Origin of the sequence: Streptomyces sp. NBC_00385, from assembly GCF_035917155.1 — a bacterium.
Lineage (GTDB): Bacteria > Actinomycetota > Actinomycetes > Streptomycetales > Streptomycetaceae > Streptomyces > Streptomyces poriferorum.
The window spans coordinates 7,036,336-7,062,745 of sequence record NZ_CP107951.1; the positions used below are offsets into that span (position 1 = coordinate 7,036,336).

Below are 26,410 nucleotides of genomic sequence, written 5' to 3' on the forward strand. Positions count from 1 at the left end.
GGTCCTCCGGAGGGCGACATCCGCCGTTGTCAGTGACGGCTGGCACGATCGGTCCATGACGACGATCGACTGGGATTCAGCCGCCGGCTCCTTCGACGACGAGCCGGATCACGGCCTGCTCGACCCCGTGGTCCGGCACGCCTGGGCACAGCGGCTGGAGAACTGGCTGCCCCGGGAGCGTTCCGAGGTGCTCGACCTGGGCTGCGGCACCGGAAGTCTGGCGCTGCTCGTCGCCGGGCAGGGCCACCGGGTCACCGCCGTGGACCGCTCGCCCCGCATGGTCGAGCAGGCGCGCGCCAAGCTGGCCGGTACGGGGACGGAGGTGCTGATCGGGGACGCCGCCGCGCCGCCGGTCGGCAAGCAGCGGTTCGACGTGATCCTGGCCCGGCACGTGGTGTGGCTGCTCCCCGATCCGGCCGCCGTCCTGCGCCACTGGTTCGGCCTGCTCCGGCCCGGCGGCAGACTGGTCCTGGTCGAGGGCGTGTGGAACGGGGTCGGTCTGTCCGCCCGGCAGCTCTCCGCGCTGATCGCCCCGTTCACCGAGCGCATCCACCACGAGCCGCTCTCCGGCGACCGGGACCTCTGGGGCAAGGAGGTCGACGACGAGCGCTACGCCCTGGTGGCGCGTGCCGAACCTCCGCGCCGGCACACCGAGGTCGTCGACGTACATCTGATCCTCCGCCGGGGCTCCGACGTCCTGCTCGCCCGACGGGCCGGTACGGGGTACGCGGACGGGCTGCTGCACGCGCCGTCCGGGCACGTGGAGGACGGTGAGGACGTCCGGGAGGCGGTGATCCGCGAGACGGCCGAGGAGATCGGGGTGGCGCTGGAGCCGGAGGAACTGCGTACCGCTCTGGTCATGCAGCACCGGGGACCGGGCGGCAGCCCCAGGACGGGCTGGTTCTTCGAGGCGGTGTACGACCCGGAGCGTCCGCCGTACAACCGGGAACCGGACAAGTGCTCCGAGCTGGCGTGGTTCCCGCTGGACGCCCTGCCGGACGACATGGTCGCGTACTGCCGCGCCGGCCTGGACGGCTACCGGACGGGGGAGCATTTCCTGATCCACTGGCACGAGGACGGCGACGCCGTCGCGTTCGAGCCGCGGGGCACCCGGCGGGCCGTCCCGCTTCCGGCCGCAGGGGCCCGCACCGGGCGGCTCCACCACATCGAACTCTGGGTGCCCGACCTGACGGCCGCCACGTCCGGCTGGGGCTGGCTCCTCGGTGAGCTGGGCCATGTCCCGTACCAGCAATGGGCGCACGGGCGCAGCTGGCGGCGGGGCGACAGCTACGTGGTGATCGAGCAGTCGCCCGACCTGGCGCCCGGAGCGTATGAGCGGCGCCGTCCCGGGCTCAACCACCTGGCGTTCCACGTCGAGGACCGGGCCACGCTCGACGCGCTGGTGGCCCGGGCCCCGGAGCACGGCTGGCGGCTGCTCTTCGGTGACCGCCATCCGCGGACGGGCGGTCACGGGCACGTGGCCGCCTACCTGGAGGACGCGGCGGGATACGAGGTGGAGCTGGTGGCCGGCTGAGGGGGTCCCCGCCGGCCGGCGGGGCGTCAGCCCAGCAGGCCGGCGAACCCCTCCGCCGTAAGGGCGAGCCCTTCCAGCTCGTCCAGGGCTGCCACGGCGGCCCTCGCGGCCTCCGGGTCGCGCCCGGCCAGGCCGCTCTCCTCGAACTCGTCCTCGTCCAGCCGCAGTACGGCGGAGCGGTCCGCCGACACCCACAGGTCGAGATCCAGGTCCTCGACGAGCAGCTCCCCGTCCCGCAGCACGGCCGGACGGGTCACGTCGCAGTACCAGCCCTTGAGTTCACCCGCGCCGGTGCGGACCTCCTTCACCGCGAACCAGGCGTCGCGCCAGTAGTGCTCGGTGAAGACGTCGCCCGGCTCGAAGCGTACGAAGCCGAAGTCGCGGACCCCCGGGGCGGCCCAGGGCGCACGCACCGTCACCCGGGTGCCGTCGTCGGCGACCAGGGCGGCGGGATAGCGGATCTTGGTCTTTCCGGCCTTGACCAGGACGACCGTCAGTTCGGACCCAGTCGTCGGTTCGGACCCAGTCGTCGGTTCGGGCTCAATCGATGGTTCGGACTCAGCCGAGTGTGCGGACATGGCGTACCTCCGTGGCACAGATCTCGTAGCCGAACCAGCGGTTGATCGCCAGCATCGGACCGTTGTCGGCGTCGTTGCCGGTGTAGGCGTCGGTGTACCCGGCGGCGCGTGCCCGGTGCAGCGAGTCGTTCTTCGCGAGCTTTGCCAGCCCGCGGCCGCGGTACGCCCGGCGGGTGCCGGTCATCCCCGACCAGTAGCGGTCCACTCCGTCGGTCTCCGCCACGCTGAACGCCGCCACCTCGCCGTCGGCCACCACGACCGAGGTGAGGTGGTGGTCGAGGCCGGGACTGCGCCAGGTCTCCGTCAGCCACTCCTCGTAGTCCGACAGCAGCGCCGGTGTGTCACTGGGTTCGTCCGCGGTGGTCTCGGCATCCGCCTCGAAGAGCGGGCGCGGATCGTCGGCGAAGTCGGCGGCGGTGCGCAGCTCGACAGCGGCCGGGATCTCCTGACGGGGCGGCAGCGTGGCGCCTGCCAGGTCCAGATGGAGGAAGTGCGCAGGCCGGCTCGGTGCGTAGCCGTGCTTCGCTGCGAACGCCAGGTCGCCGGGGGTGTCCAGCACCCAGGTGTAGACCGAGGCCGCGCCGGCCAGGGCCAGATACTCCTCGGCCGTGCGCATCAGCAGCGTGCCCGCGCCCCGGGCGGTCCGCTCCGGGTGGACGAACGTGTTGCAGAACGCCTGCCCCGGCTCGGGACTCTCGTGAGCCAGCCCCACCTGCGCCGTCCCGATGACCTCGCCGTTCTCCTCCGCGACCAGCATCCGGTAGCGCTTGCCGGGATGGGCGGTGGCCAGGTCGAAGACCACCCGCTCCGGTGTGATCACCATGAACGGGAGCGCCGCGCGCCTCACCCGCACCCAGTCCTCGGCGTCGGCGGGCCGGAAATCGCGCACGATGACAGTCATGCCCCGGACCGTACCCGCAGGTCCGGCCCGTTCGCCCCCGATTTTCCGGCGGTGGGGCAGAATCGGCCCGTGACTCTGAAGATCGCCGTTGACCCGGATTCCGGCACCGCTCCGTACGAGCAGCTGCGCACGCAGATCTCCGAACTGGCCCGCTCCGGCGCGCTGCCGGTCGGCTACAAGCTCCCGACCGTCCGCGGTTTCGCGGAGGAGCTGGGCCTGGCGGCCAACACCGTCGCCAAGGCCTACCGGGCCCTGGAGGCGGACGGGGTGATCGAGACGCGGGGGCGCAACGGGACGTTCGTCGCCGCTGCGGGCGACGCCGCCGAACGCCACGCGGCCACCGCCGCACGCGAGTACGCGGAGCAGGCCCGGCGGCTGGGGATGTCCCGGGCGCGGGCCCTGGAGCTGGCGCGGGACGCGGTGCGGGCGGTGTACGAGGATTGAGGTGAGGGCCGGGGCGGGGCTCAGAGATACAGACCCGCGTCCGCTCCCGAGTCCTGCTTGGGGACCGATGCCGGGCCCGTGCCGCGGCGCAGGGCGTACAGCTCCGCCAGGGTCGTGCCCTCGCGGGCCGCGTCCCGGCCCAGGCCCTCCTCCGTACCGAGCCAGGCCACCGACTCCTTGCGGGTCAGCGGTCCCACCTCGATACGGGCCAGGCAGCGGCCGGGCCTGACGACCGCCGGGTGCAGTCGCTCCAGGTCCTCGTTGGTCGTCACGCCCACCAGCACGTTGCGGCCCTGGCCCAGCAGCCCGTCCGTGAGGTTCAGCAGCCGCGACAGCGCCTGGCCGGCCGTGTGCTTGGCCTCGCCGCGGATCAGCTCGTCGCAGTCCTCCAGGAGCAGCAGGCGCCAGCGGCCCTTCGCGCTGCCGTCGTCCTCGCCGATCGCGATGTCCATCAGATAACCGACGTCGTTGAAGAGCCGCTCGGGATCGAGCACGCAGTCGACCTGGCACCAGTCCCGCCAGGACCGGGCCAGGGTGCGCAGGGCTGACGTCTTGCCGGTCCCGGGCGGGCCGTGCAACAGGAGCAGCCGGCCCGCGATGTCGTCAGGGGTGACCTTCATCAGCCGGTCCATGGCAGCGGCCACGGGCGCGGTGTAGTTGGAACGGACCTCGTCCCATGTACCGGCCGCGATCTGACGGGTCGTGCGGTACGGGCCGCGGCGCGGCGAGACGTACCAGAAGCCCATCGTCACGTTCTCCGGCTGGGGCTCCGGCTCGTCCTGGGCGCCTTCCGTGGCCTCGTCGAGCACCTTGCCGGCCAGTTCCGGGCTGGTCGCGGTGACCGTGACATCGGCGCCACGGTTCCACCGTGAGATGAGCAGGGTCCAGCCCTCGCCCTCGGCCAGCGTGGCGCTGCGGTCGTCGTCGCGCGCGGCGCGCAGCACCTTCGCCCCCTCGGGCAACAGCGTGGCGCTCTTCTTCACCCGGTCGAGCGAGGAGCTGTGCGAGTACGGCTGCTCGCCCGTCGCGAAGCGGCCGAGGAACAGCGCGTCGACGACGTCGGCCGGTGAGTCGCTGTCGTCGACGGTGAGCCGGATCGGCAGCGCGGACTCGGGGTTGGCAGACATGCCGCCCATGATCCGGCACGTGCGTATCCGGCGCACCCAGGTTTCGTCACCTGCTGTTCCGGTCCGGCACGCGGCGCCGTGGCGGCCGGTGCGCCGATATGACACGAACTCAGGGAACCGGCGGAAAAAGCTCACCCGATCGACTTGGCATGAACACTTCCGGAATGGGCTTCGCTGCTGCTACCACGGATGTGGCAGAGATCCTGTCGGCCGGTCCAAGGGAGCTTCCATGAAAATATCCAGACTCATGGCGTTATCGTCCTCACTCCTGCTCGGTGCCGTCATCGCCCTGACCGGGGCAGCCACCGCGAACGCCGCACCGTCCGTCCAAGCCGTCGACTACGTCGCGCTGGGCGACTCCTACTCCTCGGGAGTCGGCTCCGGCGGCTACATCAGCTCCAGCGGTGACTGCAAGCGCAGCACCCTCGCCTACCCCTCGCTCTGGGCGGCCGCCCACGCACCCGCCTCCTTCGCCTTCACCGCCTGCTCGGGTGCCCGCACCAACGACGTGACCGCGAGTCAGCTCGGACCGCTCACCGCCTCGACCGACCTCGTCTCGATCTCCATCGGCGGCAACGACGCAGGGTTCGCCGATGTCATGACGACCTGTGTCCTCCAGTCGGAGGCCACCTGCCTCAACCGGATCGCCACCGCCCGCGGCTACGTGGACTCCACGCTGCCCGGCCGGCTCGACTCGGTGTACGACGCGATCAGCGCCAAAGCCCCGTCCGCCCACGTCGTCGTGCTCGGCTACCCCCGCTTCTACAAGATCGGCGGCAGCTGCGTCGTCGGCCTGAGCGACAAGGTGCGCACCGCCATCAACGGTGCCGCCGACTACCTCAACGCGGCCACCGCCAAGCGTGCCGCCGACCACGGCTTCACCTTCGGTGATGTCGCCGGGCCGTTCACCGGGCACGAGATCTGCTCCGGAAGCGTCTGGCTGCACAGTCTCAACTGGCTCAACATCGGCGAGTCGTACCACCCCTTCGCCGCCGGGCAGTCCGGTGGTTATCTGCCCGTCCTCAACTCGCTCGACTGATCGGCGCGGGCTGCGCCCACGCCGTGCGCGGCGCCCGTCACGCCGCCTGCCGCAGGAGCCTTGCAGGTCAGGGCCCCTTCCGGTGGGCGGCCCCGATGGGCTTGATCTGTGCGGACATTGACGATGTGTCCAACTCGCCCTGGAATCGGGCAGATTCGCAGACAGGTCGTCAACCTCCGTATGTGTGTGCTCAATCCTGTGCCCGGGATACACGCGTGTCGCCACGGGGCGATAGGGTTAACCTGCCCGGGCCGGGTGCCCTCGTACGGGTGGGGAGTGACATGGAACAGATAACGATGCGCAGCAGGCCGCGTGTGCCTGCCATTACATGCGGGAGCGGTGCGACGAGTTCGCGCCTCGACCGCCATCTCGCGGTGCTGGGCGGCCCCGCCGTCCCGCAGCGTGAGTCCGCGGAGGCGACGCTGCTGATGCTCGAGCTCACCTCGCGCGACGTCGCGCACACCCGCCGGAGCAAGAGCGCGAGGGTCTCGCTCTTCGCTCCGCTGCGGCGACTGCGGCGCTCGCTCTTCGGCAGCCGCCGCTGATCCGACGCCCGGTCCCGGCCTCGCGCTGCTGCCCGCTCTTCCGTCATCCCCGGAGCCGGCAGTGGCGCGTCGCCATGTCCGCGTGAGCCTCTTGCCCGCCGGTGGGGTGGGCCGCGAGGTAATTCGGTGCCGAAGTACTTCTACACTGTCCGCATGCCCGAGAAGCGAGCCGCGCGCCTGAGTCCCGACGAACGAAGGGCGCAGTTGGTCACGATTGGCGTGGACATGCTCTCCGATCGCTCGCTGGACGAACTCTCCACCGACGATGTGGCACGCCGCGCCGGGATCTCCCGGGGGCTGCTCTTCCACTACTTCGACTCCAAGCGCGACTTCTACCGCTCCATGGTGCAGCGGGAGTGCGACGACTTCGCCGCAGCCATGGAGCCGGACCCCTCACTGGAGCCCGTCGCCTGGCTGCGGTCGTTCATCGCCGGCTTCACGGCGTACGTCACGGAGCACCGCAGGGTCTATCTCGCGCTGGTCCGGGGCGCCGCCGGCAGCCATCCGGCGGTGGAGGACATCGTCGAGTCCACGCGCACCCTCGTGGCCCGGCGCGTGGCGGAGGGCCAGCGACGGCTCGGGATGCCGGACTCGCCCCGGCTGATGGTCGCCGCCCGGGCCTGGATGGCCTTCGCCGAGGAGGCCGTCACCAACTGGCCGCTCGACGAGCCGGATGCCCTCGACGCCCTCGGCGCCTTCCTGGAGTCGGGTTTCATCGCCCTGCTGGGCACACTGGACCGACCGGTCGCACTGCCCGGCTGAGCCGGTGCCGTCATTCGCCGCCGCGCGAGTAGAGGCGTACGGACAGCGGCACGGCGACCGCGAGCAGCACCGCCGACCAGAGCAGCGTTCCGGCCACCGGATGGGCGACCGGCCAGGCGGCGTCGGCGGCCGGTGCGGCGTTGCCGAAGAGGTCGCGGGCGGCCGCGGCGACGGCGCTGATCGGATTCCACTCCGCGAGCGTGCGCAGCCAGCCCGGCAGGTTGTCGGTCGGGATGTACGCGCTGGAGAGCAGCGGCAGGATGAACGTGGACGCGCCCAGTTGTCCGGCGGCCTCCTCGTTCCGGATCAGGAGCCCCAGCCAGCAGCCCACCCATGACGTCGCGAACCGGAACAGCAGCAACAGTCCGAACGCGCCCACCGCGGCGGCCGGGCCGCCCTCGATCCGCCAGCCCACGGCGAGGCCGGCCAGCATCAGCGGGAGCAGGCCGGCGGCCGTGGTCAGCACATCGGCGGCGGTCTGCCCGAACGGCACGGCGGACCGGCTCATCGGCAGGGTGCGGAACCGGTCCATCACGCCCCGGTGGCAGTCCTGCGCGGACTGGAACATGCCCGTCATGACGCCGTTCGCCGCGGTCGCCGCCAGCAGTCCGGGCACCAGGAAGGCGCGGTACTCCTGGCCGGGGACGGCCAGGGCGCTGCCGAAGACGTACCCGAAGAACAGCAGCATCGTGATCGGCATGGTCTGAGTGAGGATCAGGACGCCCGGGGCCGCCTTGATCCGTTGCAGATGGCGGCCGAGCACGGCCAGGCCGTCCGCGACGGGTGTGTGCCCGGGGGCGGTGGCGTCCGCCGTCCGTCGCTCCGTCACCAGTGCGTCGGTGCTCATGCTGCCGTCTCCTTGATGGGGGTGCTGCGCCCGGTCAGGCGCAGGAAGACCTCGTCGAGGGTGGGCGGGCGCAGGCTCGCGTCGATCACCGCCGCGCCCGCCGCGTCCAGTTCGCGGACGATCCGGGGCAGGGTGAGCGAGGTGTCCGTGGTGACCGCGCCCACCGTGCGGCGCTCGTGGTCGAGTACCGGCTCGGTGCCCGTCAGCCGGTCCAGCACGGCCGCGGCGGGACCGAGCGCGGAGGCGTGCGCGACGACGACCTCGGCGTAACTGCCGATGCCGGCCTTCAGTTCGGCGGGGCTGCCGCTGTGCGCGGCCCGCCCGCTGTCGACGAGCACGATCTCGTCGGCCAGCTGATCGGCCTCCTCCAGATACTGCGTGGTGAGCAGGACGGTGGTGCCGTGTCCCGCCAGCTCCCGTACCGCCGCCCAGATCTGGTTGCGGCTGTGCGGGTCGAGCCCGGTGGTCGGCTCGTCCAGGAACAGCACCTGCGGGCGGGCCAGCAGGCTGGCGGCGAGATCCAGGCGGCGGCGCATCCCGCCCGAGTAGGTGCGGGCCGGGCGGTCGGCGGCTTCGGTCAGCTCGAAGCGTTCGAGGAGCTCGTCGGCCCGGGTGCGGGCCACCTCGCCCCGGTACTTGAGCAGCCTGGCGAAGAGCCGCAGGTTCTGCCGGCCGGACAGCTCGCCGTCGACGGAGGCGCTCTGCCCCGTGACGCCGATCACCGCCCGTACGGCCCCGGCCTCTCGCACCACGTCGTGGCCCGCGATCCGGGCGCTGCCACCGTCCGGCGCGGTGAGCGTGGTCAGGACGCGGACGGCGGTGGTCTTGCCGGCGCCGTTGGGCCCCAGCACCCCGCAGACGGTGCCTTCGGCGACGGCCAGATCGAGGCCGCGCAGCGCGTGGACGTCGCCGTAGCGCTTCTCCAGACCTTCACTAAGTACAGCGTACGTAGTTGTCATGCCGCAACGGTACCGCACTACGTACGGTGTACGTAACTACCATGGTGATCGAGGTGATGATCAATGGTGGGGCGACCCGCAGTGCCGGAAGTGATCTGGGCGCGTCCCGAGCGTGCGGGGCGTGGTCCCAAGCCCGCGTTCAGCCGGGCGGACATCGCGGCGGCAGCCGTGCGCATCGCGGACGCGGAGGGGCTCGACGCGGTGTCGATGCGGAAGGTGGCGGCCGAACTCGGCTGCGGCACCATGTCGCTCTACAACTACGTCCCCCGCAAGGAGGACCTGTACGAGCTGATGCTTGACGCGGTCAGCGCCGGCTACGACTACCCGGCCCCGTCCGGTGACTGGCGCGCCGATCTCCTCGCCCTCGCCCACCAGGCCCGGGGGATGATGCGCCGCCACATCTGGGTGCCCCGGCTGATGTCCCCGGTGTACGGGTTCAGCCCGAACGCCTTGCGGTACCTGGAGTACGCGCTGAGCTGTCTGGACGGGGTCGACGCGCGTTTCGGCGAGAAGATGGAACTCGTCGCCATGCTCAACGGCGTGGTCACCACCTACACCGCCAACGAGATCGCCACGGCGGAGCGCAGCCGGTCGCTGCCCTGGTCCGAGGAGCAGGAGCAGACCGCCCGCACCGGGTACCTGATCAGCCAGATCATGACCGGGAAGTACCCGCGGATGGCGGCCGGATTCGCCGAGGATCCCGGGCCGATCGATCTGGACGCCGTGTTCGACCGGGCGCTCGCCCGGGTGCTGGATTCCTTCGGCCGCGGGTAGGGCGGGTGCGCCGGACGGGCCGGTTCACAGCAGCGCGAACTGGCCGTCCGGGCCCTCCTCCTGGTGGTCGAGCACGGATGCCGGACGCCGGGCCGCCACCGGCACCGGCAGCACACCCGCCGCCCGCAGTTCGGGCACGCCGATCTCCGGACCCTCCGCCAGCTCCTCCTGCCGCGGCCGCAGTTCGGCGAGCAGGGCGAGCAGCGTGATCAGTTCCAGCAGCTCCGACGTCCACTCCTGCGGCCAGGCGCGGGGCAGCACGGCCTCCAGGCCGCCGGCCCCGGGCGCCGCCGTCCGGCGCCCGAACCACAGTTCCAGCACCCGTACGCCGCCCACCCGGAACTCCCACGCACCGGCGGGCACCGGCGAGATGCGGCCCGTACCGAGGCTCAGCACCTGCTCCTCGGGATCGTAGGAGAGCTCCGACGGTGCGGGCGGCACAGCGGCCCGCACGTAGGGGCGCCGGCCGCCCGGCAGCCGGGGGCGTTCCCCGCCCCGGGCCCCGCGCAGCTGGACCCGCAGCAGCTCGTGCCCCAGCTCCACGCCCGCCGCCCAGCGCGCGGTGTCCGCGGGCAGCGGCACCGCGCAGCCGTCCGGAGTGCGGCGGGCCGCCGCGAGGATCCATGCCAGTACCGACTCGGCGGTGACCGCGTCCCCGTGGCGGGCCCGCAGCAGGCCGAGCAGCCCGGGGGCCAGGTTGGGTTCGCCGCCGCCGGGACGCCGGAACAGCGGACGGATCCGGCCGGGCCGCCCCGCGGGGGAGTGGCCGTCGGGGAGCAGCGCGGTCACCGAGAGGGCGGGGCCGGTGTCCTGGGGCACCCGGCCGTGCTCGAGGAGGAAGAGCTGATGGCCGTCGGCGACCCGCCACAGTTCGGGCCGGGCCACGTCGATCAGGCGGTGGTCGGGGAGCAGCCACTGCTCGTCGAACGGCCCGTGCAGGATCCGTACCGGCTCCGGGTACGGCCCCGGCTCACGGGCGAACCGGCCGGTGCCGGTGGACTGCCCGGGCAGGGCCGCCACCGGGGTCTGCGGGCTGCGCGTGCGGGTGGGCCCGAAAAGCTGCTCGCGTTCGGTGTCGGGGGCCCGGACGAGCCGCTCCCAGCGGGCCCTGAGGGAGCCCGCGTCGGGGGCCGTCACCCAGGGGCGCCCGGTTCTGAGCGGCCGCACCGACCAGGGCATGAGGTCGTCGAGGAGCGGGCTGTGCGGGCTCTCGCCGGAGCCGGCCGCTGCCGGAGCTGCCACCGTGTCGTCCTCCCCGTCGCCACGTCTGCCGCCGTCCCCGGCATCGTAACGGCGCCGCCACGGGTCCCGGCAGGGCGCCCGCCGGCCCGGGCCGCCGCCGCTGCCGTCAGTGGGTCTCCACCGTGACCGAGAAGGAGAACCGGTCACCCCGGTAGCGGATCTGGGCCACATCGACCACCCGGCCGCTCTCGTCGTACGCCACCCCCGTGTAGTACAGGATCGGGCTGAGCAGCGGGACCCGGAGCAGTCCGGCGGTGGCCGGGTCGGCGAGCCGGGCCTCGACCGTGTCGGTGATCCGGGCGATCGGGACGCCGGCGCGGTCGCGCAGCACCTTGGTCATCGGCCAGCGTTCGAGATCGGCGGGGTCGATCCCGGCCGCGGCCTCCGGATGGACCCAGTTCTGCGCCCAGTTGGTGGGTTCGCCGGTGTCCTCCTCGCACCGCAGGCGCCGGTAGCCGACGACTTCGGGGCACCCGGGGAAGTACTCCGCGACATCGCCCGGCACCGGGGACGGGCCGTGGTCGAGCAGGGTGGTGCGCTCGCCCGACTGCTGGGCGACGATCGCGTCGATCGAACCCATCAGCCGCACCGGCGACACCCGGCGTGCGCGGGGCTCGATGAACGTGCCGCGCCGCCGGTGCCGGCTGATCAGCCCCTCCGTCTCCAGCTCCTTGAGCGCCTGACGCATCGTGAGGACGCTGACGCCGTAGTGTGCGGCGAGCTGTTCCTCGGTCGGCAGCCGCAGGGTGGCGTCCGCGGTACGGCCCAGTATCGAGGCCCGCAACGACTGCGAGACCTGGTACCACAGCGGGAGCTTGCGGTTCAGGACCAGCGAGTCGGGCGCGAAGGCGGCTCCCGGGGCCGTGGGGGGCGTCTCGGCGGGCTGCGGCACCTGGGTCACCTGTATTCGTCGTCGCTGCGGCACGGGGCCCTTGCGGCCTGAAGTGGTACGAGGCCCTTACGGCCTGAAGTTGCGGCTCAGACCCTGCCACACGTCGTCGTAGCCGTGCTGAAGATGTCCGGCCGTCGCCGCCTGCCCGGTCGCGGTGACCGGCCAGCGGGTCTCGAACATGAAGGCCAGACCGTCGTCGATCTTCTGCGGCTTCAGCTCCGCCGTGCTCGCCCGTTCGAAGGTCTCCCGGTCCGGGCCGTGCGCCGACATCATGTTGTGCAGGGAGCCGCCGCCGGGTACGAAGCCGCCCTTGCCGGCCGTCTTCGCGTCGTACGCGCCCTCGATCAGGCCCATGTACTCGCTCATGACGTTGCGGTGGAAGTACGGCGGCCGGAAGGTGTCCTCGCCCACCAGCCAGCGCGGCGCGAACACCACGAAGTCGACCCCGGCCAGACCGGGAGTGTCCGAGGGCGACGTCAGCACCGTGAAGATCGACGGGTCCGGGTGGTCGTAGCTGACCGAGCCGATGACGTTGAACCGGCGCAGGTCGTAGACGTACGGGGTGTGGTTGCCGTGCCAGGCGACCACGTCCAGCGGCGAGTGGTCGTACGTCGCCGACCAGAGGTTGCCGCAGTACTTGTTGACCACCTCGACCGGGCGCTCCACGTCCTCGTACGCGGCGACCGGGGCGAGGAAGTCCCGGGCGTTCGCCAGGCCGTTGGCGCCGATCGGGCCGAGGTCGGGGAGAACGAAGGGACTGCCGTAGTTCTCGCAGACATAGCCGCGGGCGGTGGTGTCGAGCAGCTCGACCCGGAAGCGGACACCGCGCGGGATCAGTGCCACATGGCCCGGTTCGGCGCGCAGCAGGCCCAGTTCGGTGCGCAGCAGGAGGCCGCCGTGCTCGGGGACGATGAGGAGCTCGCCGTCGCTGTCGCTGAACACCCGGTCGTTCATGGTGGTGTTGGCGGCGTAGAGGTGTACGGCCATGCCGCTGCGCTCGGCCGCGTTGCCGTTTCCGCCCAGCGTCCACAGACCGGAAAGGAAGTCCGTGCCGGGCGCGGGCTCCGGGAGCGGGTCCCAGCGCAGCCGGTTGGGGTCCGGGACGGTCTCGGCGAACGGGGCGGTGCGCAGGGCGCCGTTGTCGGTCCGGGTGAACGGCGGGTGGGCCGCGGAGGGGCGGATCCGGTAGAGCCAGGAGCGGCGGTTGTGGACGCGCGGCTCGGTGAAGGCCGAACCGCTGAGCTGCTCCGCGTAGAGCCCCAGCGGGGCGCGCTGGGGCGAGTTGCGGCCGTGCGGCAGCGCCCCCGGCACCGCTTCCGAGCTGTGCTGATTGCCGAATCCGGCGGAGTGCGCGAGCCCTTCCGCCGTCTTCCGCGCCTGCTCGATGCCGCTCATATGTGCTCCCGGTGCATGAGAATCCTGGAATCCTATGCTTAACCGTAGGAATCGAAGTGCCGGGAGTCAACGGCATTCGTGCGGCACAGGGGGGTTCCAAAAGATGAACAATGCTCTACTCTCCGGCTCATGTCGTGGACACGAAGACTTCTGGTGGTTCTGGCGGCGCTCGCGGCCGCCCTGCTCGCGGCCCCGGCCGCCCAGGCGCACGAGGAGCGGCCGGTCACCTTGCCCGACGGCACCGGCAGCGTTCCCACGTACCGCACGGGCGAACCCGATCTCCTGGTCTGCAAGGGCGACCGGGCCGACTTCGAGCGCCGGATATCCGGTTTCCCGGACGCCCTGCGGGCCAGGAACCTGACGCTCTTCGACCGGTGCCTGAAGTCCGGCTACCGCCATCTCCAGCAGGCCGTCGACGCCGTCACCGGGCCCGGGAAGAACATCGCGATCCTGCCCGGCCTGTACGAGGAGGAGCCCTCGCTCCCGGCGCCGAAGGGGGAGTGCGCGCGGCTGAAGGCCCCCGACTCGCAGCTCGGCTACCAGATCCTGAGCTACGAACAGCAGGCGAAGTGCCCGCACAACCAGAACCTGGTGGCGATCCTCGGCAAGAAGGACCTCCAGATCGAGGGCACGGGCGCCGCGCGCACGGACGTCGTCATCGACGCCAAGTACCAGAAGCTCAACGCCGTCCGCGCGGACGGCTCGGACGGGGTGTACTTCAAGAACTTCACCGCCCAGCGCACCACGTTCAACTCGCTGTACATCCTGGCCCAGGACGGCTTCGTCATCGACGACGTCCTGACCCGGTGGAACGACGAGTACGGCTTCCTGACCTTCGCCGGCGACCACGGCCTGTACAAGAACTGCGAGTCCTACGGCAACGGCGACTCCGGCATCTACCCGGGCAGCGCGTCGGACATCAACGACGGCTACGGCTACGAGGTGCCGCGCTACTCGATCGAGATCACCGGCTGCCGCAGCCACCACAACATGGTCGGCTACTCGGGCACGGCGGGCGACTCCGTCTACGTCCACGACAACGAGTTCGACCACAACATGGGCGGCGCCTCGATGGACAGCGCCTTCCCCGGCCACCCCGGGCTGCCGCAGAACCACGCCCGCTTCGAGCGCAACCTGATCCACGACAACAACGCCGACTACTACCCGTACGTCGCCGACGGCACCTGCGCCAAGCCGCCCGTCGAGCGCGGATACGAGGACGGGGTGGTCTGCCCGCAGATCTCCATGCCCCCCGGTACCGGCATCATCACCGCCGGCGGCAACTGGAACCTCTACGAGAACAACTGGGTCTACGGGCAGAAGCGCGCCGCCTTCTTCCTGAGCGCCGTGCCCGCCTTCATCCGGGGCGAGGACGCCCTCGGCAAGCAGACCGACACCTCGCACCACAACCGGTACGCGAACAACCACCTCGGCACCGACAAGCAGGGCCGCTCGCGCCCCAACGGCACCGACGTGTGGTGGGACGGCCAGGGCGCGGGCAACTGCTGGCAGTCCGACGCGGGCGCGTCCACCCCGCGCTCCCTGCCCTCGTGCGGTTCCGGGCGCGGCTCCGTCACCGGCAGCACCGACCGGCTGGTGGGGGAGCCCGTCAAGCTCGCCCAGTTGCTGGTCTGCGCCGACTACAACGTGCAGGCGCGCCGGCTGCCGGCCGGCTGCGACTGGTACGGGGCGCGCGGCATCGAGCGCGTCGAGGTGCAGGCGTCCCTCGGTGTCGCGGTGGTGCTGGTGCTGGTCGGCGGAGTGCTGTGGTGGCGTCGGCTGCGGGCCGACCGGCTCGCCACGGCCGCCACGGTGCTCGGCCTCATCGGCCTCGTACTGGACGTGGCCGGGTCGACCACGGGCCTGGCCGCCACCTATGTGCCCGCCCTCGCGCTGCTGCTGACGGGGCTCTGGTGGTCGGGCATCGGGATGGCGCTGCGCCGGGAGCGGCCGGGGCTGGGCTGGACCACGGTGGCGCTGGGCGGGCTGACGCTGCTCGACGCGCTGGACAAGGGCGTGTTCATGATCCCGTGGATCCCGCTGAGCCCGGCCTGGGTACGGGGGCTGCTCGGCCTGGTCTGGGTGGTGTGGGCCGTCGTGGCCGCCGCCCGCCACGGTGAGCGCGCGACGGGGACGCCGGAGGCGGACGCGAGAACGGAAGGGTGCGAGGAGCCCGCTGCGGATCCGGCCATCGGCTCCGGGGGCGCGGTGGTTGCGGGCGGACCCGTCCGGCCGGCCCCGTCCACCCCGCCGTCCGCGGAACCGAAGGGGGAGCCGTCGTGAACCGACACCCGAACCGGGCGTGGGCGCCGCCCCGTGGACGCGGCTCCGCGGCCGTCCTGCTCGCCGCCGCCCTCCTGCTGGGCGCGAGCGCCTGCGGGGGGCGGGCCACCACCCACCACAAACCGGGCACCAGCCATGAGCAGGCCACCGGCAGCAACGGCCGGCTCCTGGCCGCGGACGACGGCTCCGGAAGCCGGCTGCGCCAGGTCGACGCCCAGGGCGCCCCCGAAGTCACCCTCGCCGCGCGGCCCGACTCGGAGGACGGCTGGAACGTCCACCTCTCCGTACGCAACTTCCGGTTCACCCCGGACAGCGTCGGCGGCGCCGCGCTCCTCGGACGCGGCCACGCCCGGCTCTTCCTCGACGGCCACCCCCTCGCCCGGGTCTACGGCACCTGGTTCCACCTCCCCAAGTCGCTCCTGCGCACCGCCGGGGGCGGCACCCGGCTGACCGCCCGCCTCTACGCCGACGACCACACCGCCTGGGCGGTCGGCTCCGCCCCGGTCCAGGCCACCACCACCCTGGGCGGCGCCACCTCCGCACCCGCACCCGCGCCCACCTCCACCCCCGACGCCACCGCGGAGATATCGATCCGCGACGGCAAGGTCGACCCCGCTCCGGGTCGCACCGAGGTCAGGAAGGGCCGGACCGTGCGCCTCCTCGTGCGCAGCGACCGCGACGACACCCTGCACGTCCACGGCTACGACAAGGAGGCGCGGCTGCCCGCCGGCCGGACCGTCACCCTCACCTTCACCGCCGACCGCACCGGGCTCTTCGAGGTCGAGACGCACGAGTCCGACCTGCTCCTGACCCAACTCGTCGTACGGTGACGGCCCTCGACGATTCCGGTGCCGTGAGCGTCCTCGCCCACGGCATCGGCGCCCAGCACGACCTGCCCCTCTCACCCTTCTACGCCTTCGCGGGAGCGTTCGCCGCGCTCTTCGTCTCCTTCCTCGCACTCGGCCTGCTCTGGTCCGCCTCCCGGTTCCGCGGCGACCGGGCGGGCCGCCCCCTGCCGGCCGCCGTCCAGCGCGCGGCCGACGCCCGCCCCACCCGCATCGCCGTCCGCGCGCTCGGCCTGGCCGCCGCGCTCCTGGTCGTGCTGTACCTCGTCCTCGGCCCGGCCGACCCGGACCGCAACCCGGGCCCGGGCGCCGTCTACGTACTCCTGTGGGTCGGGCTCGTCCCCGCATCGTTGCTGCTCGGCCCCGTCTGGCGGCTGCTCAACCCGCTGCGCACCCTCCATCTCCTCGGCTGCCGCGTGCTCCGCCGCGACCCGGCCGCCGGCCGGCCCCTTCCCCCGCGCGTCGGGATGTGGCCCGCGGCGGCGGGGCTCCTCGCCTTCACCTGGCTCGAACTCGTCGCCCCCGACCCCGCCTCACCCACCGCCCTGCTCCTCTTCCTCGCCCTCCACTCCGCCGCCCAGCTCGCGGGCGCCGCCCTGTACGGCGCCCGCTGGTTCGGCCACGCCGACGCCTTCGAGGTGTACTCGGGCCTCCTCGCCCGGCTCTCCCCGCTCGGCCGCCGCCCCGCCGACCGCCGACTCGTCCTGCGCTCCCCGTTCAACGGACTCGACGCCACGCCCCAGCTCCCCGGGCTCGTCGCCACCGTCTGCGTGATGCTCGGCTCCACCGCCTACGACGGCTTCTCCGACGCGCCCTCCTGGATCACCACCGTCCAGACCTCGGCCCTGGGCCGTACCACCACCGCCACCCTCGGACTCCTCGGCGCCGTCGTCCTCGTCGCCGCCCTCTACGCCCTGTGCGCCGGAGCCACCCGGCTTCTCTCCGGCCAACTGCCGCACCCCCTCACCGCCTTCGCGCACTCCCTCGTGCCGATCGCCCTCGGCTATCTGGTGGCCCACTACTTCACACTCTTCGTCACCGAAGGGCCGCGTACCGTCATGGTGGCATTCGGCACCGACAATCCCGCACCGCCCGAACCGCCCCTGGGCCCGGGCGGCGTCGCCACGCTCCAGGTCCTCGCGATCGTCGTCGGCCATGTCCTGGGCGTCGTTGCCGCCCATGACCGCTCGGTCCGGCTCTTCCCGCCCGGCCGTGCCGTCGCCGGCCAGCTGCCGCTCCTGGTCCTGATGGTCGCGTACACGATCGGCGGACTGGCCCTGCTGATCGCCTGAGCCCGGGTCGTCCTCGCCCCGGAGCCCGAGTCCGGGGGCGCACCCCCGCCCCCGGCCGAGGAGGCCCACGGCATCATGGAACCCGTGCCCCATGCGAACACGAACCTCCGCCGCGCCCCCGTTCAGCAGCGCAGCGCCGAACGCCTCGCCCGGATACTCGACGCCTGCGCCGAACTCCTCGACGAAACCGGCTACGAGCAGCTCTCCACCAGGGCCGTGGCCGTGCGCGCCGGAGTTCCCATCGGCTCCGTCTACCGGTTCTTCTCCAACAAGCGGGCCCTGGCCGACGCGCTGGCCCGCCGCAACCTGGACAGCTACGCCGAGCGGATCACCGCCCGGCTGGCCACCATCCCGGCCGGCGACTGGCGGCGCGCCATCGACGCCGTGCTCGACGAGTACCTGGCGATGAAGAGCGCGGTCCCCGGCTTCTCCCTCATCGACTTCGGAGCCCCCGCACCCGACGGCGACCCGGCCGACGACGCCAACCAGCGCGTCGCGGGCCGGCTCACCGAACTGCTCGCCGGACATCTGGACCGCGAGCCCGACGACGGTCTCCTGCGGTCCATCCTGGTCTGTGTGGAGGCCGCCGACGCCCTGCTCCAACTCGCCTTCCGTGCCGACCCGTCCGGCGACCGGGCCATCGTCGCCGAGACCCGGGTGCTGCTCCAGGCCTACCTCGCGCGCGTACTGGACTGAGCTGGACCGGCCCCGCGGCAACCATCTCGGCCGCACACCTCCCCAGCATGCGTACCGGTCGGTATGCTCGGCCGTGCTTGCTCATGTCCGCGCGCCACCGCTGCCGCCGCCCGGGAGGGCCCATGCCGCACGACCCCAGCAGCTCCCGTACCGCCCTGCGCATCTGCCCCCTCTGCGAGGCCACCTGCGGGCTCACCCTCACCATCGAGGGGACCAGGGTCACCGGCGCCCGCGGCGACCGGGAGGACGTGTTCAGCAAGGGGTTCATCTGCCCCAAGGGCGCCTCGATCGGCGGCCTCGACGAGGACCCCGACCGGCTGCGCACCCCTCTCGTCCGCAAGGGCGGCGTGCTGACCGAGGCGAGCTGGAGCGAGGCGTTCGACGCGATCGCCCGCGCCGTGCCGGCTCTCGCGCGGGAGCACGGGCCGCAGTCCGTCGGCGTCGTCCTCGGCAACCCCAACGTGCACACCATGGCCGGCGCGCTCTACCCGGCGGCCCTGCTCGCCGCCCTGCGCACCCGGGCGCTGTTCACCGCGAGCACCCTGGACCAGATGCCCAAGCACGTCTCCAGCGGGCTGCTCTTCGGCGACCCGAACACCATCCCGGTGCCGGACCTGGACCGCACCGACCACCTGCTGATGCTGGGCGCCAACCCCCTCGAATCCAACGGCAGCCTGTGCACCGCCCCCGACTTCCCCGGCAGGCTCAAGGCGCTGCGCCGCCGCGGCGGCAGCCTCACGGTCATCGATCCGCGCCGCACCCGCACCGCGCGCCTCGCCGACCGGCACGTGGCCATCCGCCCCGGAACCGACGCCCTCCTGCTCGCCGCGATGGCGCACGTCCTGTTCGAGGAGAAGCTGACCGACCCCGGCGCGCTCGCGGACCATGTCGAGGGGATCGACGAAGTCGCCTACGCGGTACGTGACTTCACCCCGGACGCCGTCGCCGCGGCCTGCGACGTGGACGCCGCGACCATCCGTACCCTCGCCCGGGAGCTGGCCGCCGCCCCCACCGCCGCCGTGTACGGCCGCATCGGCAGCTGCACCGTCGAGCACGGCACCCTCGCCAGCTGGCTCGTCGACGTACTCAACGTCCTCACCGGCAACCTCGACCGCCCCGGCGGCGCCCTCTTCCCGCTCTCCGCGACCGCCCGGGCCCCGCGCCCCGCCGCGCCCGGCAAGGGATTCACCCTGGGGCGGTGGGCGAGCCGGGTCTCCGGTCACCCCGAGGCCAAGGGCGAACTGCCCATGTCCGCACTGGCCGAGGAGATCGGCACACCGGGAGAGGGGCGGATCCGCGCACTGATCGTCCTGGCGGCGAACCCCGTGCTCTCCGCGCCCGACGGTGACCGGCTCGACGGGGCGCTGGCCGACGGGCTCGACTTCATGGTGAGCGTGGACCCCTATCTCAACGAGACGTCCCGCCACGCGGACGTGGTGCTGCCCCCGCCGCCACCCTCGCAGAGCGCCCACTTCGACTTCGCGTTCAACACCCTGGCCGTGCGCAACCAGGTCCGCTACACCCGCCCCGCCCTGCCCCTCGGTGAAGGCCTGATGGACGAGGCCGAGATCCTTGCCCGGCTCGTCCTCGCCGTCTCCGGGACGCACGGGGCCGAGCCGGACGCCGTGGACACCGGGATCATCGACCGGGCCCTCGGCAAGGCGGTCGCCGACCCGCTCTCACCCGTCCACGGCCGGGACCCCGCAGGCGTGTCCGCCGAACTCACCGGCCGCACCGGGGTGGAGCGGCGCCTCGACCTGATGCTCCGCCTCGGCCCGTACGGCGAGGGCTTCGGTACCGACCCCGACGGGCTGAGCCTGGAGCGGCTGCTCGCCCACCCGCACGGCATCGACCTGGGCCCCCTCGCTCCCCGCGTCCCGGAGGTCCTCACCACCCGCAGCGGGCGCGTCGAACTGTTCCCCGCTCCGATCGCGGCCGATCTGCCGAGGCTGCGCCGCGCCCTCGACGGACGTACCGACCCCGAAGCGCTCGTCCTCGTCGGCCGCCGCCATCTGCGCTCCAACAACAGCTGGCTGCACAACGTCGCCGCGCTCCGCGGCGGATCGAACGTCTGCACCCTCCAGATCCATCCCGAGGACGCGGCACGGCTCGGGCTGACCGACGGCGCACCCGCCACGGTCACCGCGGACGGCGGCGAGCTCACGGTCCCGGTCGAGGTCACCGACGGCGTGCGGACGGGTGTGGTGAGCCTCCCGCACGGCTGGGGGCACAACCGCCCCGGCACCCGGATGTCCGTCGCCTCCGCGCAGCCCGGCGTCAACGTCAACCAGCTCCTCGACGGCAGCCGCCTCGACCCGCTCTCCGGCACCGCCGTGCTCAACGCCATCCCCGTCACGGTGACACCCTCGCGTTGACCTACGCGTTGACCTGGGGTTTTGCTCGTATTGCTCGCAGGTCAACGTCTTGTTAACGCCATATGGCGCGCCCTAACGTCATCCGCACCGCCGGCTCCGGTGGGAGTTCAAGGGTGAACGATAGGTATCCATATGCTGACCATCCTCGGCTTTGCCATGATTGCGACCTTTCTGGTCCTGATCATGATGAAGAAGATGTCGCCGATCGCGGCGCTCGTACTGATCCCCGCCCTCTTCTGCGTAGCCGTGGGGAAGGGCGCGCATCTCGGCGACTACGTCATCGAAGGCGTCGGCAATCTGGCGCCGACCGCCGCCATGCTGATGTTCGCGATCGTCTACTTCGGCGTGATGATCGACGTCGGGCTCTTCGACCCGATCGTCCGGGGCATCCTGCGCTTCTGCAAGGCCGACCCCATGCGGATCGTCGTGGGTACGGCGGTGCTCGCCGCGATCGTCTCGCTGGACGGTGACGGCTCCACCACCTTCATGATCACCGTCTCGGCGATGTATCCGCTCTACAAGCGCCTGAAGATGAGCCTGGTCGTGATGACCGGAGTCGCCGCCACGGCGAACGGCGTCATGAACACCCTTCCCTGGGGCGGCCCCACCGCCCGCGCCGCCACCGCCCTGAAGCTGGACGCGGGCGACATCTTCGTCCCGATGATCCCGGCGCTCGGCGTCGGACTGCTCGCCGTGATCCTGCTCGCCGTGGTCCTCGGCCGGCGCGAGCGCAAGCGGCTCGGCACCCTCACCCTCGACGGGACCCGGGCAACCGTCTCCGTCACGGAATCCGAGCAGGTTCTCGTCGCCGCGGGCGGCGGCGACCGCCTGCGCAAGAACACGGGCTCCGCCGGTGCGGGCGGCTCGGCACCCGAGGAGGCGGAGGAAGGGACCGACGAGGAATTCAAGGGCCTCGACCCCCACCGCGCCACCCTGCGGCCGAAGCTCTACTGGTTCAACGCCGGTCTCACCATCGCCCTGCTCACCGCGATGATCATGGAACTGATGCCGATCCCGGTGCTCTTCCTCCTCGGCGCGGCCCTCGCCCTCACCGTCAACTTCCCCCACATGCCCGACCAGCGGGCCCGGATCGCGGCCCACGCCGACAACGTCCTCAATGTCTCCGGCATGGTCTTCGCCGCCGCCGTCTTCACCGGCGTGCTCACCGGCACCGGCATGGTCGACCACATGGCCGACTGGCTGGTCGGCGCGATCCCGGAGGGCATGGGACCGCACATGGCCCTCGTCACGGGCGTGCTGAGCGTCCCGCTCACGTACTTCATGTCCAACGACGGCTTCTACTTCGGAGTCGTGCCGGTCCTCGCCGAGGCCGGCGCCGCCCACGGGGTCTCCCCGCTGGAGATCGCCCGCGCCTCCCTGGTCGGCCAGCCCCTGCACATGTCGTCCCCGCTGGTACCCGCCGTGTACGTCCTCGTCGGCATGGCCAAGGTCGAGTTCGGCGACCACACCCGCTTCACCGTCAAGTGGGCAGCGCTGACCTCCCTGGTGGTGCTCGGCGCCGGACTCCTGTTCGGGATCATCTGATCCATGAACGACACCACCGGGCCCGGCCAGAGCTGGCTGCTGCGCCTCGTCATCGCCTTCGCCTTCGCGCAGGGGGCGGTCTCGATGGCGCGGCCCGCCGTCTCCTACCGGGCCCTGGCGCTGGGAGCGGACGAGCGGGCGATCGGGGTCATCACCGGGGTGTACGCGCTCCTCCCGCTCTTCGCCGCCGTACCGCTGGGACGCCGCACGGACCACGGCAGATGCGCACCGCTGCTGCCGCTCGGCGTCGTCCTGATCGCCGGCGGCTGCGCCCTCAGCGGCCGCGCCGGCTCCCTTACCGCGATGGCGGCCTGGAGCGGAGTCATGGGGCTCGGCCACCTCTGCTTCGTGATCGGCGCCCAGTCGATCATCGCCCGGCAGTCCGCCCCCGCCGAACAGGACCGCAACTTCGGCCACTTCACCATCGGCGCCTCCCTCGGCCAGCTCATCGGGCCGATCGCCGCCGGGTACCTGATCTCCGAACGCGACGGCGCCATGGGCCGCACCAGCGCACTCGCCCTGATGGTCTCGGCCGCCGTCGCCGCCGTCTCCTTCACCTCGCTCTGGCGCATCGAGCACCGGACGGCACCCGCGCGCCGCGGCAGGACCCCGGCGGCCAAGGTGCCCGTGGGAAGAATTCTGCGGGCCCGCGGAGTCCCCGCCGGGATCTTCGTCAGCCTCGCCGTGCTCTCCGCGACCGACATCCTCACCGCGTACCTGCCCGTCGTCGGCGAACACCGGGGCATCGCCCCCGCCACGGTCGGCCTGCTGCTGAGCCTGCGCGCCGCCGCCACCATCGCCTGCCGGCTGGTGATGACCCCGCTGCTGCGGGTGCTGGGCCGGGCGGGCCTGCTCGCCTCCACCTGTCTGCTGGCCGGACTGCTCTGCGCCGCCATCGCGCTCCCCGTCCCCGTTCCGGTGCTGGCCCTGATGCTCGCCGTCCTCGGCTTCTGCCTCGGAGCCGGGCAGCCCCTGTCGATGACCACCGTGGTCCAGGCCGCCCCGGCGGCCGCCCGCTCCACCGCGCTCGCCCTGCGGCTGACGGGCAACCGGCTCGGCCAGGTGGCGACGCCCGCGGCCGCGGGGCTCGTCGCCGGGGTGGCGGGCGCCGCGGCCCCGTTCGTCATGCTCGGCGCGCTGCTGATCGTGGCGGCCGGCCTCGGCGCACGCGGCAGGGACGGCCGCGCACCGCGCCGGAGCGGGGCCCCGGAACCGGATCCGGCCGTTCCCGGGGGCGGCCCGGCGCGGGCGGGCCTCAACCGGAATCCCACCTGACACTTACGTCTCCGCAGTCCCAGTACGGCGCAACCTTTGCGCGAGTCATTCCCTCACCCTGCGCAGTGGGTTAATTTCAGGCCACTGCTGCCGCTCCCCACCGCTCCACCTTCATCCTCCCGGGCGGAACCACATGACTCGCGCCATCATCCTGAACAACGTAAGCAAGGCCTACGGACGCTCCTCGCGTGCCGTGGACCGCCTCTCGCTCTCCATCGACCCGGGCGAGTTCGTCGTCCTGCTGGGCCCTTCGGGGTGCGGCAAATCCACCGTGCTCCGCATGATCGCCGGCCTGGAGGACGTCACCGAGGGCGAGATCCTGCTCGACGGTGAACCGGCCAATCACCTGACCCCCCGCGAACGCGGCATGGCCATGGTCTTCCAGAACTTCGCGCTCTACCCGACCATGACCAACCGGGCCAACATCGGTTTCCCGCTGAAGCTGGAGAACCCGCGCCAGGACCACAACGAGCGCATCGAGAACACCGCCAGGATGCTCGGCATCGAGAGCGTCCTGGACCGTCTGCCCGGCCAGCTCTCCGGTGGCGAGCGCCAGCGGGTCGCCATGGGACGGGCGATCTCGCGTCAGCCCTCGGCCTTCCTCATGGACGAACCGCTCTCCAACCTCGACGCGAAGCTCCGCAACCACCTGCGGGCCGAGATAGCCCTGCTCACCAAGGAGCTCGGCGTCACCACGGTCTACGTGACGCACGACCAGGCCGAGGCGATGTCGCTGGGCCACCGGGTCGCCGTGATGCGCGGGGGAGTGCTCCAGCAGGTGAGCCCGCCGCGCGAGGTGTACTCGCTGCCGGAGAACGTCTTCGTCGCCGCGTTCATCGGCACCCCGCGGATCAACCTGCTGCAGGCCGTCGTGCACGCGCCGCTGGAGGGGCGGATGTCGATCGACCTCGGCCGCCAGCGCCTTCCGCTGCCCGAGCCCCTGAGCCCCGACCACCAGCTGCTGCGGATCCAGCAGGGCCGGCGCATCATCGTCGGACTGCGCTCCGAGGCGGTCCGGATCGCCCCGCCGAGTCAGGCCCGCCCCGGCGAGGTCGCGCTCAGCGGCATCGTCGAGCACGTCGAGTACCAGGGGCACGAGGCGCTCGTCCACCTCAACACCGGTTCGCAGCCCGCGGTGGTGCCGGACCTGGAGTCGGCCCGCCCGGACCGTGGCACCGTACGCAGACGCCGTGGCGGGCAGGGCGGGGCCGGTGTCCTGGAGCGCCTCAAGGAACGCGCCACCGGACTGACGGGATCGTCCGTCGCCGTCCTCGACGACCCCGGAACCGACCCGCTTCCGCCGGGCGTGCACAGCCCCGACCGTCCCGCGGTCACCGCCAGCGACCTGGTCGTCCGCACCGGCCCGGACATGCGGCTGCGCACCGGGGGCCAGGTCCCGCTCCTGGTCGACCTGGCCCACCTGTACGTCTTCGACCACCAGGGCCGCCGGATCTGCCCGCTGCCGAAGGACGTTCCGGGCCTGGAGGTGTAGGGCGGCGGCATACCGGGGCCCGCCCGCCGCTCGCCTCCCCCGGGCGACGGGCGGGCCCCGGCACGTGACGGACGTCTCTGGCGCCAGAAAACTAACGGCGCTAGTTTAGGGCGCGGACGACCTCGTCCGTCACCGCGTCCGGGAGGAACAGCCATGAAGGCCCATGACGGTATGTACATCGGCGGCGCATGGCGGCCCGCCGCCGGCAGGGACACCGTCGCGGTGGTGAACCCGGCGGACGAACAGGTCATCGCGCACGTCCCGGCGGGCACCGCCGAGGACGTCGACGCCGCGGTACGTGCCGCCCGCGCCGCGTTCCCCGGCTGGGCCGCGACACCGCCCGCCGAGCGGGCCGCCCGGATCGGCGCGCTGCGCGATGTGCTGGCCGCCCGCAAGGACGAGATCGCCGAGACGGTGACCGCCGAACTGGGCTCGCCGCTGCCGATGTCGCAGATGGTGCACGCGGGCGTGCCGGTGCTGGTCGCCGGTTCGTACGCCGAACTGGCCGCGACGTACGCCTTCGAGCAGCGGCACGGCAACTCCACCGTGTTCCTGGAGCCCGTCGGCGTGGTCGGCGCGATCACCCCGTGGAACTACCCGCTGCACCAGATCGTCGCCAAGGTGGCTCCCGCGCTCGCCGCCGGCTGCACCGTCGTCCTCAAGCCCGCCGAGGACACCCCGCTCACCGCGCAGCTCTTCGCCGAGGCCACCGAGGAGGCCGGTCTGCCCGCCGGTGTCTTCAACCTGGTCACCGGCCTCGGCCCGGTCGCCGGACAGGCACTCGCCGCGCACGAGGACGTCGACCTGGTCTCCTTCACCGGCTCCACCGCCGTCGGCCGGCAGATCGGCGCCACGGCGGGCGGCGCGATCAAGCGCGTCGCGCTGGAGCTCGGCGGCAAGTCCGCCAACGTCATCCTGCCCTCGGCGGACCTGGCCAAGGCGGTCAACGTCGGTATCGCCAACGTGATGTCCAACTCCGGCCAGACGTGCAGCGCCTGGACCCGGATGCTGGTGGACGCCGAACGGTACGAGGAGGCCGTCACCCTCGCCGCCGCGGCCGTCGCCAAGTACGTACCCGGCGAGCGCGTCGGACCGCTCGTCAACGCCAAGCAGCAGACCCGGGTGCGCGGTTACATCGAGAAGGGCATCGAGGAGGGCGCCCGCGTCGTGGCCGGCGGCCCCGAGGCGCCGCTCGCCACCGGGTACTACGTCAGCCCCACCGTGTTCGCCGACGTCACCCCGGAGATGACCATCGCGCAGGAGGAGATCTTCGGCCCGGTCGTCTCGATCCTGAAGTACGAGGACGAGGCGGACGCGCTGCGCATCGCCAACGGCACCGTGTACGGGCTCGCGGGCGCCGTCTGGGCCGCCGACGACGCGGAGGCCGTCGCCTTCGCCCGCCGGATGGACACCGGCCAGGTCGACATCAACGGCGGCCGCTTCAACCCGCTCGCCCCCTTCGGCGGCTACAAGCAGTCCGGCGTCGGCCGTGAACTCGGCGAGCACGGTCTCGCCGAGTACCTCCAGACCAAGTCCCTCCAGTTCTGAACGCCCCCTTGAATCCACAG

Annotated in this window: 23 protein-coding genes; 15 read left to right on the plus strand and 8 right to left on the minus strand. The window is 72.3% G+C overall.

The window, feature by feature from the left end; translation table 11 throughout:
- Window positions 1–55: 55 nt before the first annotated feature.
- The gene (locus OG959_RS31360; RefSeq protein ID WP_326663899.1) at window positions 56–1,534 is read left to right on the plus strand and encodes a trifunctional class I SAM-dependent methyltransferase/NUDIX hydrolase/VOC family protein; all 1,479 of its coding nucleotides are present in this window, start codon (window positions 56–58) and stop codon (window positions 1,532–1,534) included.
- 26 nt (window positions 1,535–1,560) lie between these two features.
- On the opposite strand, the gene OG959_RS31365 is transcribed toward OG959_RS31360, so the two are convergent.
- On the minus strand, window positions 1,561–2,112 hold the full coding sequence (locus tag OG959_RS31365; protein WP_326663900.1) for a DUF402 domain-containing protein: 552 nt from the start codon (window positions 2,110–2,112) through the stop codon (window positions 1,561–1,563).
- Window positions 2,093–3,013, minus strand: coding sequence for a GNAT family N-acetyltransferase (locus OG959_RS31370; protein ID WP_326663901.1), 921 nt, complete (start codon window positions 3,011–3,013; stop codon window positions 2,093–2,095). The genes OG959_RS31365 and OG959_RS31370 overlap by 20 nt, the downstream gene beginning before the upstream one ends.
- Before the next feature lie 69 nt (window positions 3,014–3,082).
- Between OG959_RS31370 and OG959_RS31375 the strand changes: the two genes are divergently transcribed.
- On the plus strand, window positions 3,083–3,457 hold the full coding sequence (locus OG959_RS31375) for a GntR family transcriptional regulator (RefSeq protein ID WP_326663903.1): 375 nt from the start codon (window positions 3,083–3,085) through the stop codon (window positions 3,455–3,457).
- Between the two features lie 20 nt (window positions 3,458–3,477).
- Here OG959_RS31375 and OG959_RS31380 read toward each other — a convergent pair whose 3' ends face one another.
- Entirely contained in the window at window positions 3,478–4,584 is a 1,107-nt protein-coding gene (locus OG959_RS31380; RefSeq protein ID WP_326663904.1) for a DUF5925 domain-containing protein, read from the minus strand.
- Window positions 4,585–4,831: 247 nt separating this feature from the next.
- Between OG959_RS31380 and OG959_RS31385 the strand changes: the two genes are divergently transcribed.
- From OG959_RS31385 to OG959_RS31395, 3 genes are all read left to right on the plus strand, one after another.
- Window positions 4,832–5,623: an SGNH/GDSL hydrolase family protein gene (locus OG959_RS31385; RefSeq protein WP_326666742.1), complete on the plus strand. Its 792-nt coding sequence runs from the start codon at window positions 4,832–4,834 to the stop codon at window positions 5,621–5,623.
- A 281-nt stretch (window positions 5,624–5,904) separates the two neighbouring features.
- On the plus strand, window positions 5,905–6,168 hold the full coding sequence (locus OG959_RS31390) for a hypothetical protein (protein WP_219566716.1): 264 nt from the start codon (window positions 5,905–5,907) through the stop codon (window positions 6,166–6,168).
- 153 nt (window positions 6,169–6,321) lie between these two features.
- Entirely contained in the window at window positions 6,322–6,930 is a 609-nt protein-coding gene (locus tag OG959_RS31395; protein ID WP_326663907.1) for a TetR/AcrR family transcriptional regulator, read from the plus strand.
- A gap of 10 nt (window positions 6,931–6,940) precedes the next feature.
- On the opposite strand, the gene OG959_RS31400 is transcribed toward OG959_RS31395, so the two are convergent.
- Together OG959_RS31400 and OG959_RS31405 are read right to left on the minus strand one after the other, a co-directional pair.
- Window positions 6,941–7,777: an ABC transporter permease gene (locus OG959_RS31400; RefSeq protein ID WP_326663909.1), complete on the minus strand. Its 837-nt coding sequence runs from the start codon at window positions 7,775–7,777 to the stop codon at window positions 6,941–6,943.
- A complete protein-coding gene (locus OG959_RS31405) occupies window positions 7,774–8,736 on the minus strand; it encodes an ATP-binding cassette domain-containing protein (RefSeq protein WP_326663911.1) in 963 nt (320 codons plus the stop codon). Before OG959_RS31405 ends, OG959_RS31400 begins: the two co-directional genes overlap by 4 nt.
- 63 nt (window positions 8,737–8,799) lie before the next feature.
- Here OG959_RS31405 and OG959_RS31410 point away from each other — a divergent pair, with 63 nt between their 5' ends.
- Window positions 8,800–9,510, plus strand: coding sequence for a TetR/AcrR family transcriptional regulator (locus OG959_RS31410; protein ID WP_326663913.1), 711 nt, complete (start codon window positions 8,800–8,802; stop codon window positions 9,508–9,510).
- 24 nt (window positions 9,511–9,534) lie between these two features.
- Here OG959_RS31410 and OG959_RS31415 read toward each other — a convergent pair whose 3' ends face one another.
- The 3 genes from OG959_RS31415 to hmgA form a co-directional block, all read right to left on the minus strand.
- On the minus strand, window positions 9,535–10,752 hold the full coding sequence (locus tag OG959_RS31415) for a type ISP restriction/modification enzyme (RefSeq protein WP_326663915.1): 1,218 nt from the start codon (window positions 10,750–10,752) through the stop codon (window positions 9,535–9,537).
- A gap of 106 nt (window positions 10,753–10,858) precedes the next feature.
- A complete protein-coding gene (locus tag OG959_RS31420; RefSeq protein WP_442805665.1) occupies window positions 10,859–11,644 on the minus strand; it encodes a GntR family transcriptional regulator in 786 nt (261 codons plus the stop codon).
- A 66-nt stretch (window positions 11,645–11,710) separates the two neighbouring features.
- Window positions 11,711–13,039, minus strand: a complete 1,329-nt coding sequence (gene hmgA / locus OG959_RS31425; protein WP_326663916.1) for a homogentisate 1,2-dioxygenase — start codon at window positions 13,037–13,039, stop codon at window positions 11,711–11,713.
- 129 nt (window positions 13,040–13,168) lie between these two features.
- On the opposite strand from hmgA, the gene OG959_RS31430 reads away from it, so the two are divergent.
- The 9 genes from OG959_RS31430 (at window position 13,169) to OG959_RS31470 (ending at window position 26,390) form a co-directional block, all read left to right on the plus strand.
- Window positions 13,169–15,322: a right-handed parallel beta-helix repeat-containing protein gene (locus OG959_RS31430; protein ID WP_326663917.1), complete on the plus strand. Its 2,154-nt coding sequence runs from the start codon at window positions 13,169–13,171 to the stop codon at window positions 15,320–15,322.
- Window positions 15,319–16,152, plus strand: a complete 834-nt coding sequence (locus OG959_RS31435) for a hypothetical protein (RefSeq protein ID WP_326663919.1) — start codon at window positions 15,319–15,321, stop codon at window positions 16,150–16,152. The genes OG959_RS31430 and OG959_RS31435 overlap by 4 nt, the downstream gene beginning before the upstream one ends.
- Before the next feature lie 23 nt (window positions 16,153–16,175).
- A complete protein-coding gene (locus OG959_RS31440) occupies window positions 16,176–17,459 on the plus strand; it encodes a hypothetical protein (RefSeq protein ID WP_326663920.1) in 1,284 nt (427 codons plus the stop codon).
- 75 nt (window positions 17,460–17,534) lie between these two features.
- On the plus strand, window positions 17,535–18,155 hold the full coding sequence (locus OG959_RS31445; RefSeq protein ID WP_326663921.1) for a TetR/AcrR family transcriptional regulator: 621 nt from the start codon (window positions 17,535–17,537) through the stop codon (window positions 18,153–18,155).
- A 122-nt stretch (window positions 18,156–18,277) separates the two neighbouring features.
- Window positions 18,278–20,530, plus strand: coding sequence for a molybdopterin-dependent oxidoreductase (locus OG959_RS31450; RefSeq protein ID WP_326663923.1), 2,253 nt, complete (start codon window positions 18,278–18,280; stop codon window positions 20,528–20,530).
- A gap of 132 nt (window positions 20,531–20,662) precedes the next feature.
- Entirely contained in the window at window positions 20,663–22,075 is a 1,413-nt protein-coding gene (locus OG959_RS31455; RefSeq protein WP_326663925.1) for a CitMHS family transporter, read from the plus strand.
- A gap of 3 nt (window positions 22,076–22,078) precedes the next feature.
- Entirely contained in the window at window positions 22,079–23,350 is a 1,272-nt protein-coding gene (locus OG959_RS31460) for an MFS transporter (RefSeq protein ID WP_326663927.1), read from the plus strand.
- A 133-nt stretch (window positions 23,351–23,483) separates the two neighbouring features.
- The gene (locus OG959_RS31465) at window positions 23,484–24,842 is read left to right on the plus strand and encodes an ABC transporter ATP-binding protein (protein ID WP_326663929.1); all 1,359 of its coding nucleotides are present in this window, start codon (window positions 23,484–23,486) and stop codon (window positions 24,840–24,842) included.
- Between the two features lie 153 nt (window positions 24,843–24,995).
- Window positions 24,996–26,390 carry an aldehyde dehydrogenase family protein gene (locus OG959_RS31470; RefSeq protein ID WP_326663931.1) on the plus strand — a complete coding sequence of 465 codons (1,395 nt, stop codon included), beginning with the start codon at window positions 24,996–24,998 and terminating at the stop codon, window positions 26,388–26,390.
- The last annotated feature ends 20 nt before the right edge of the window (window positions 26,391–26,410 follow it).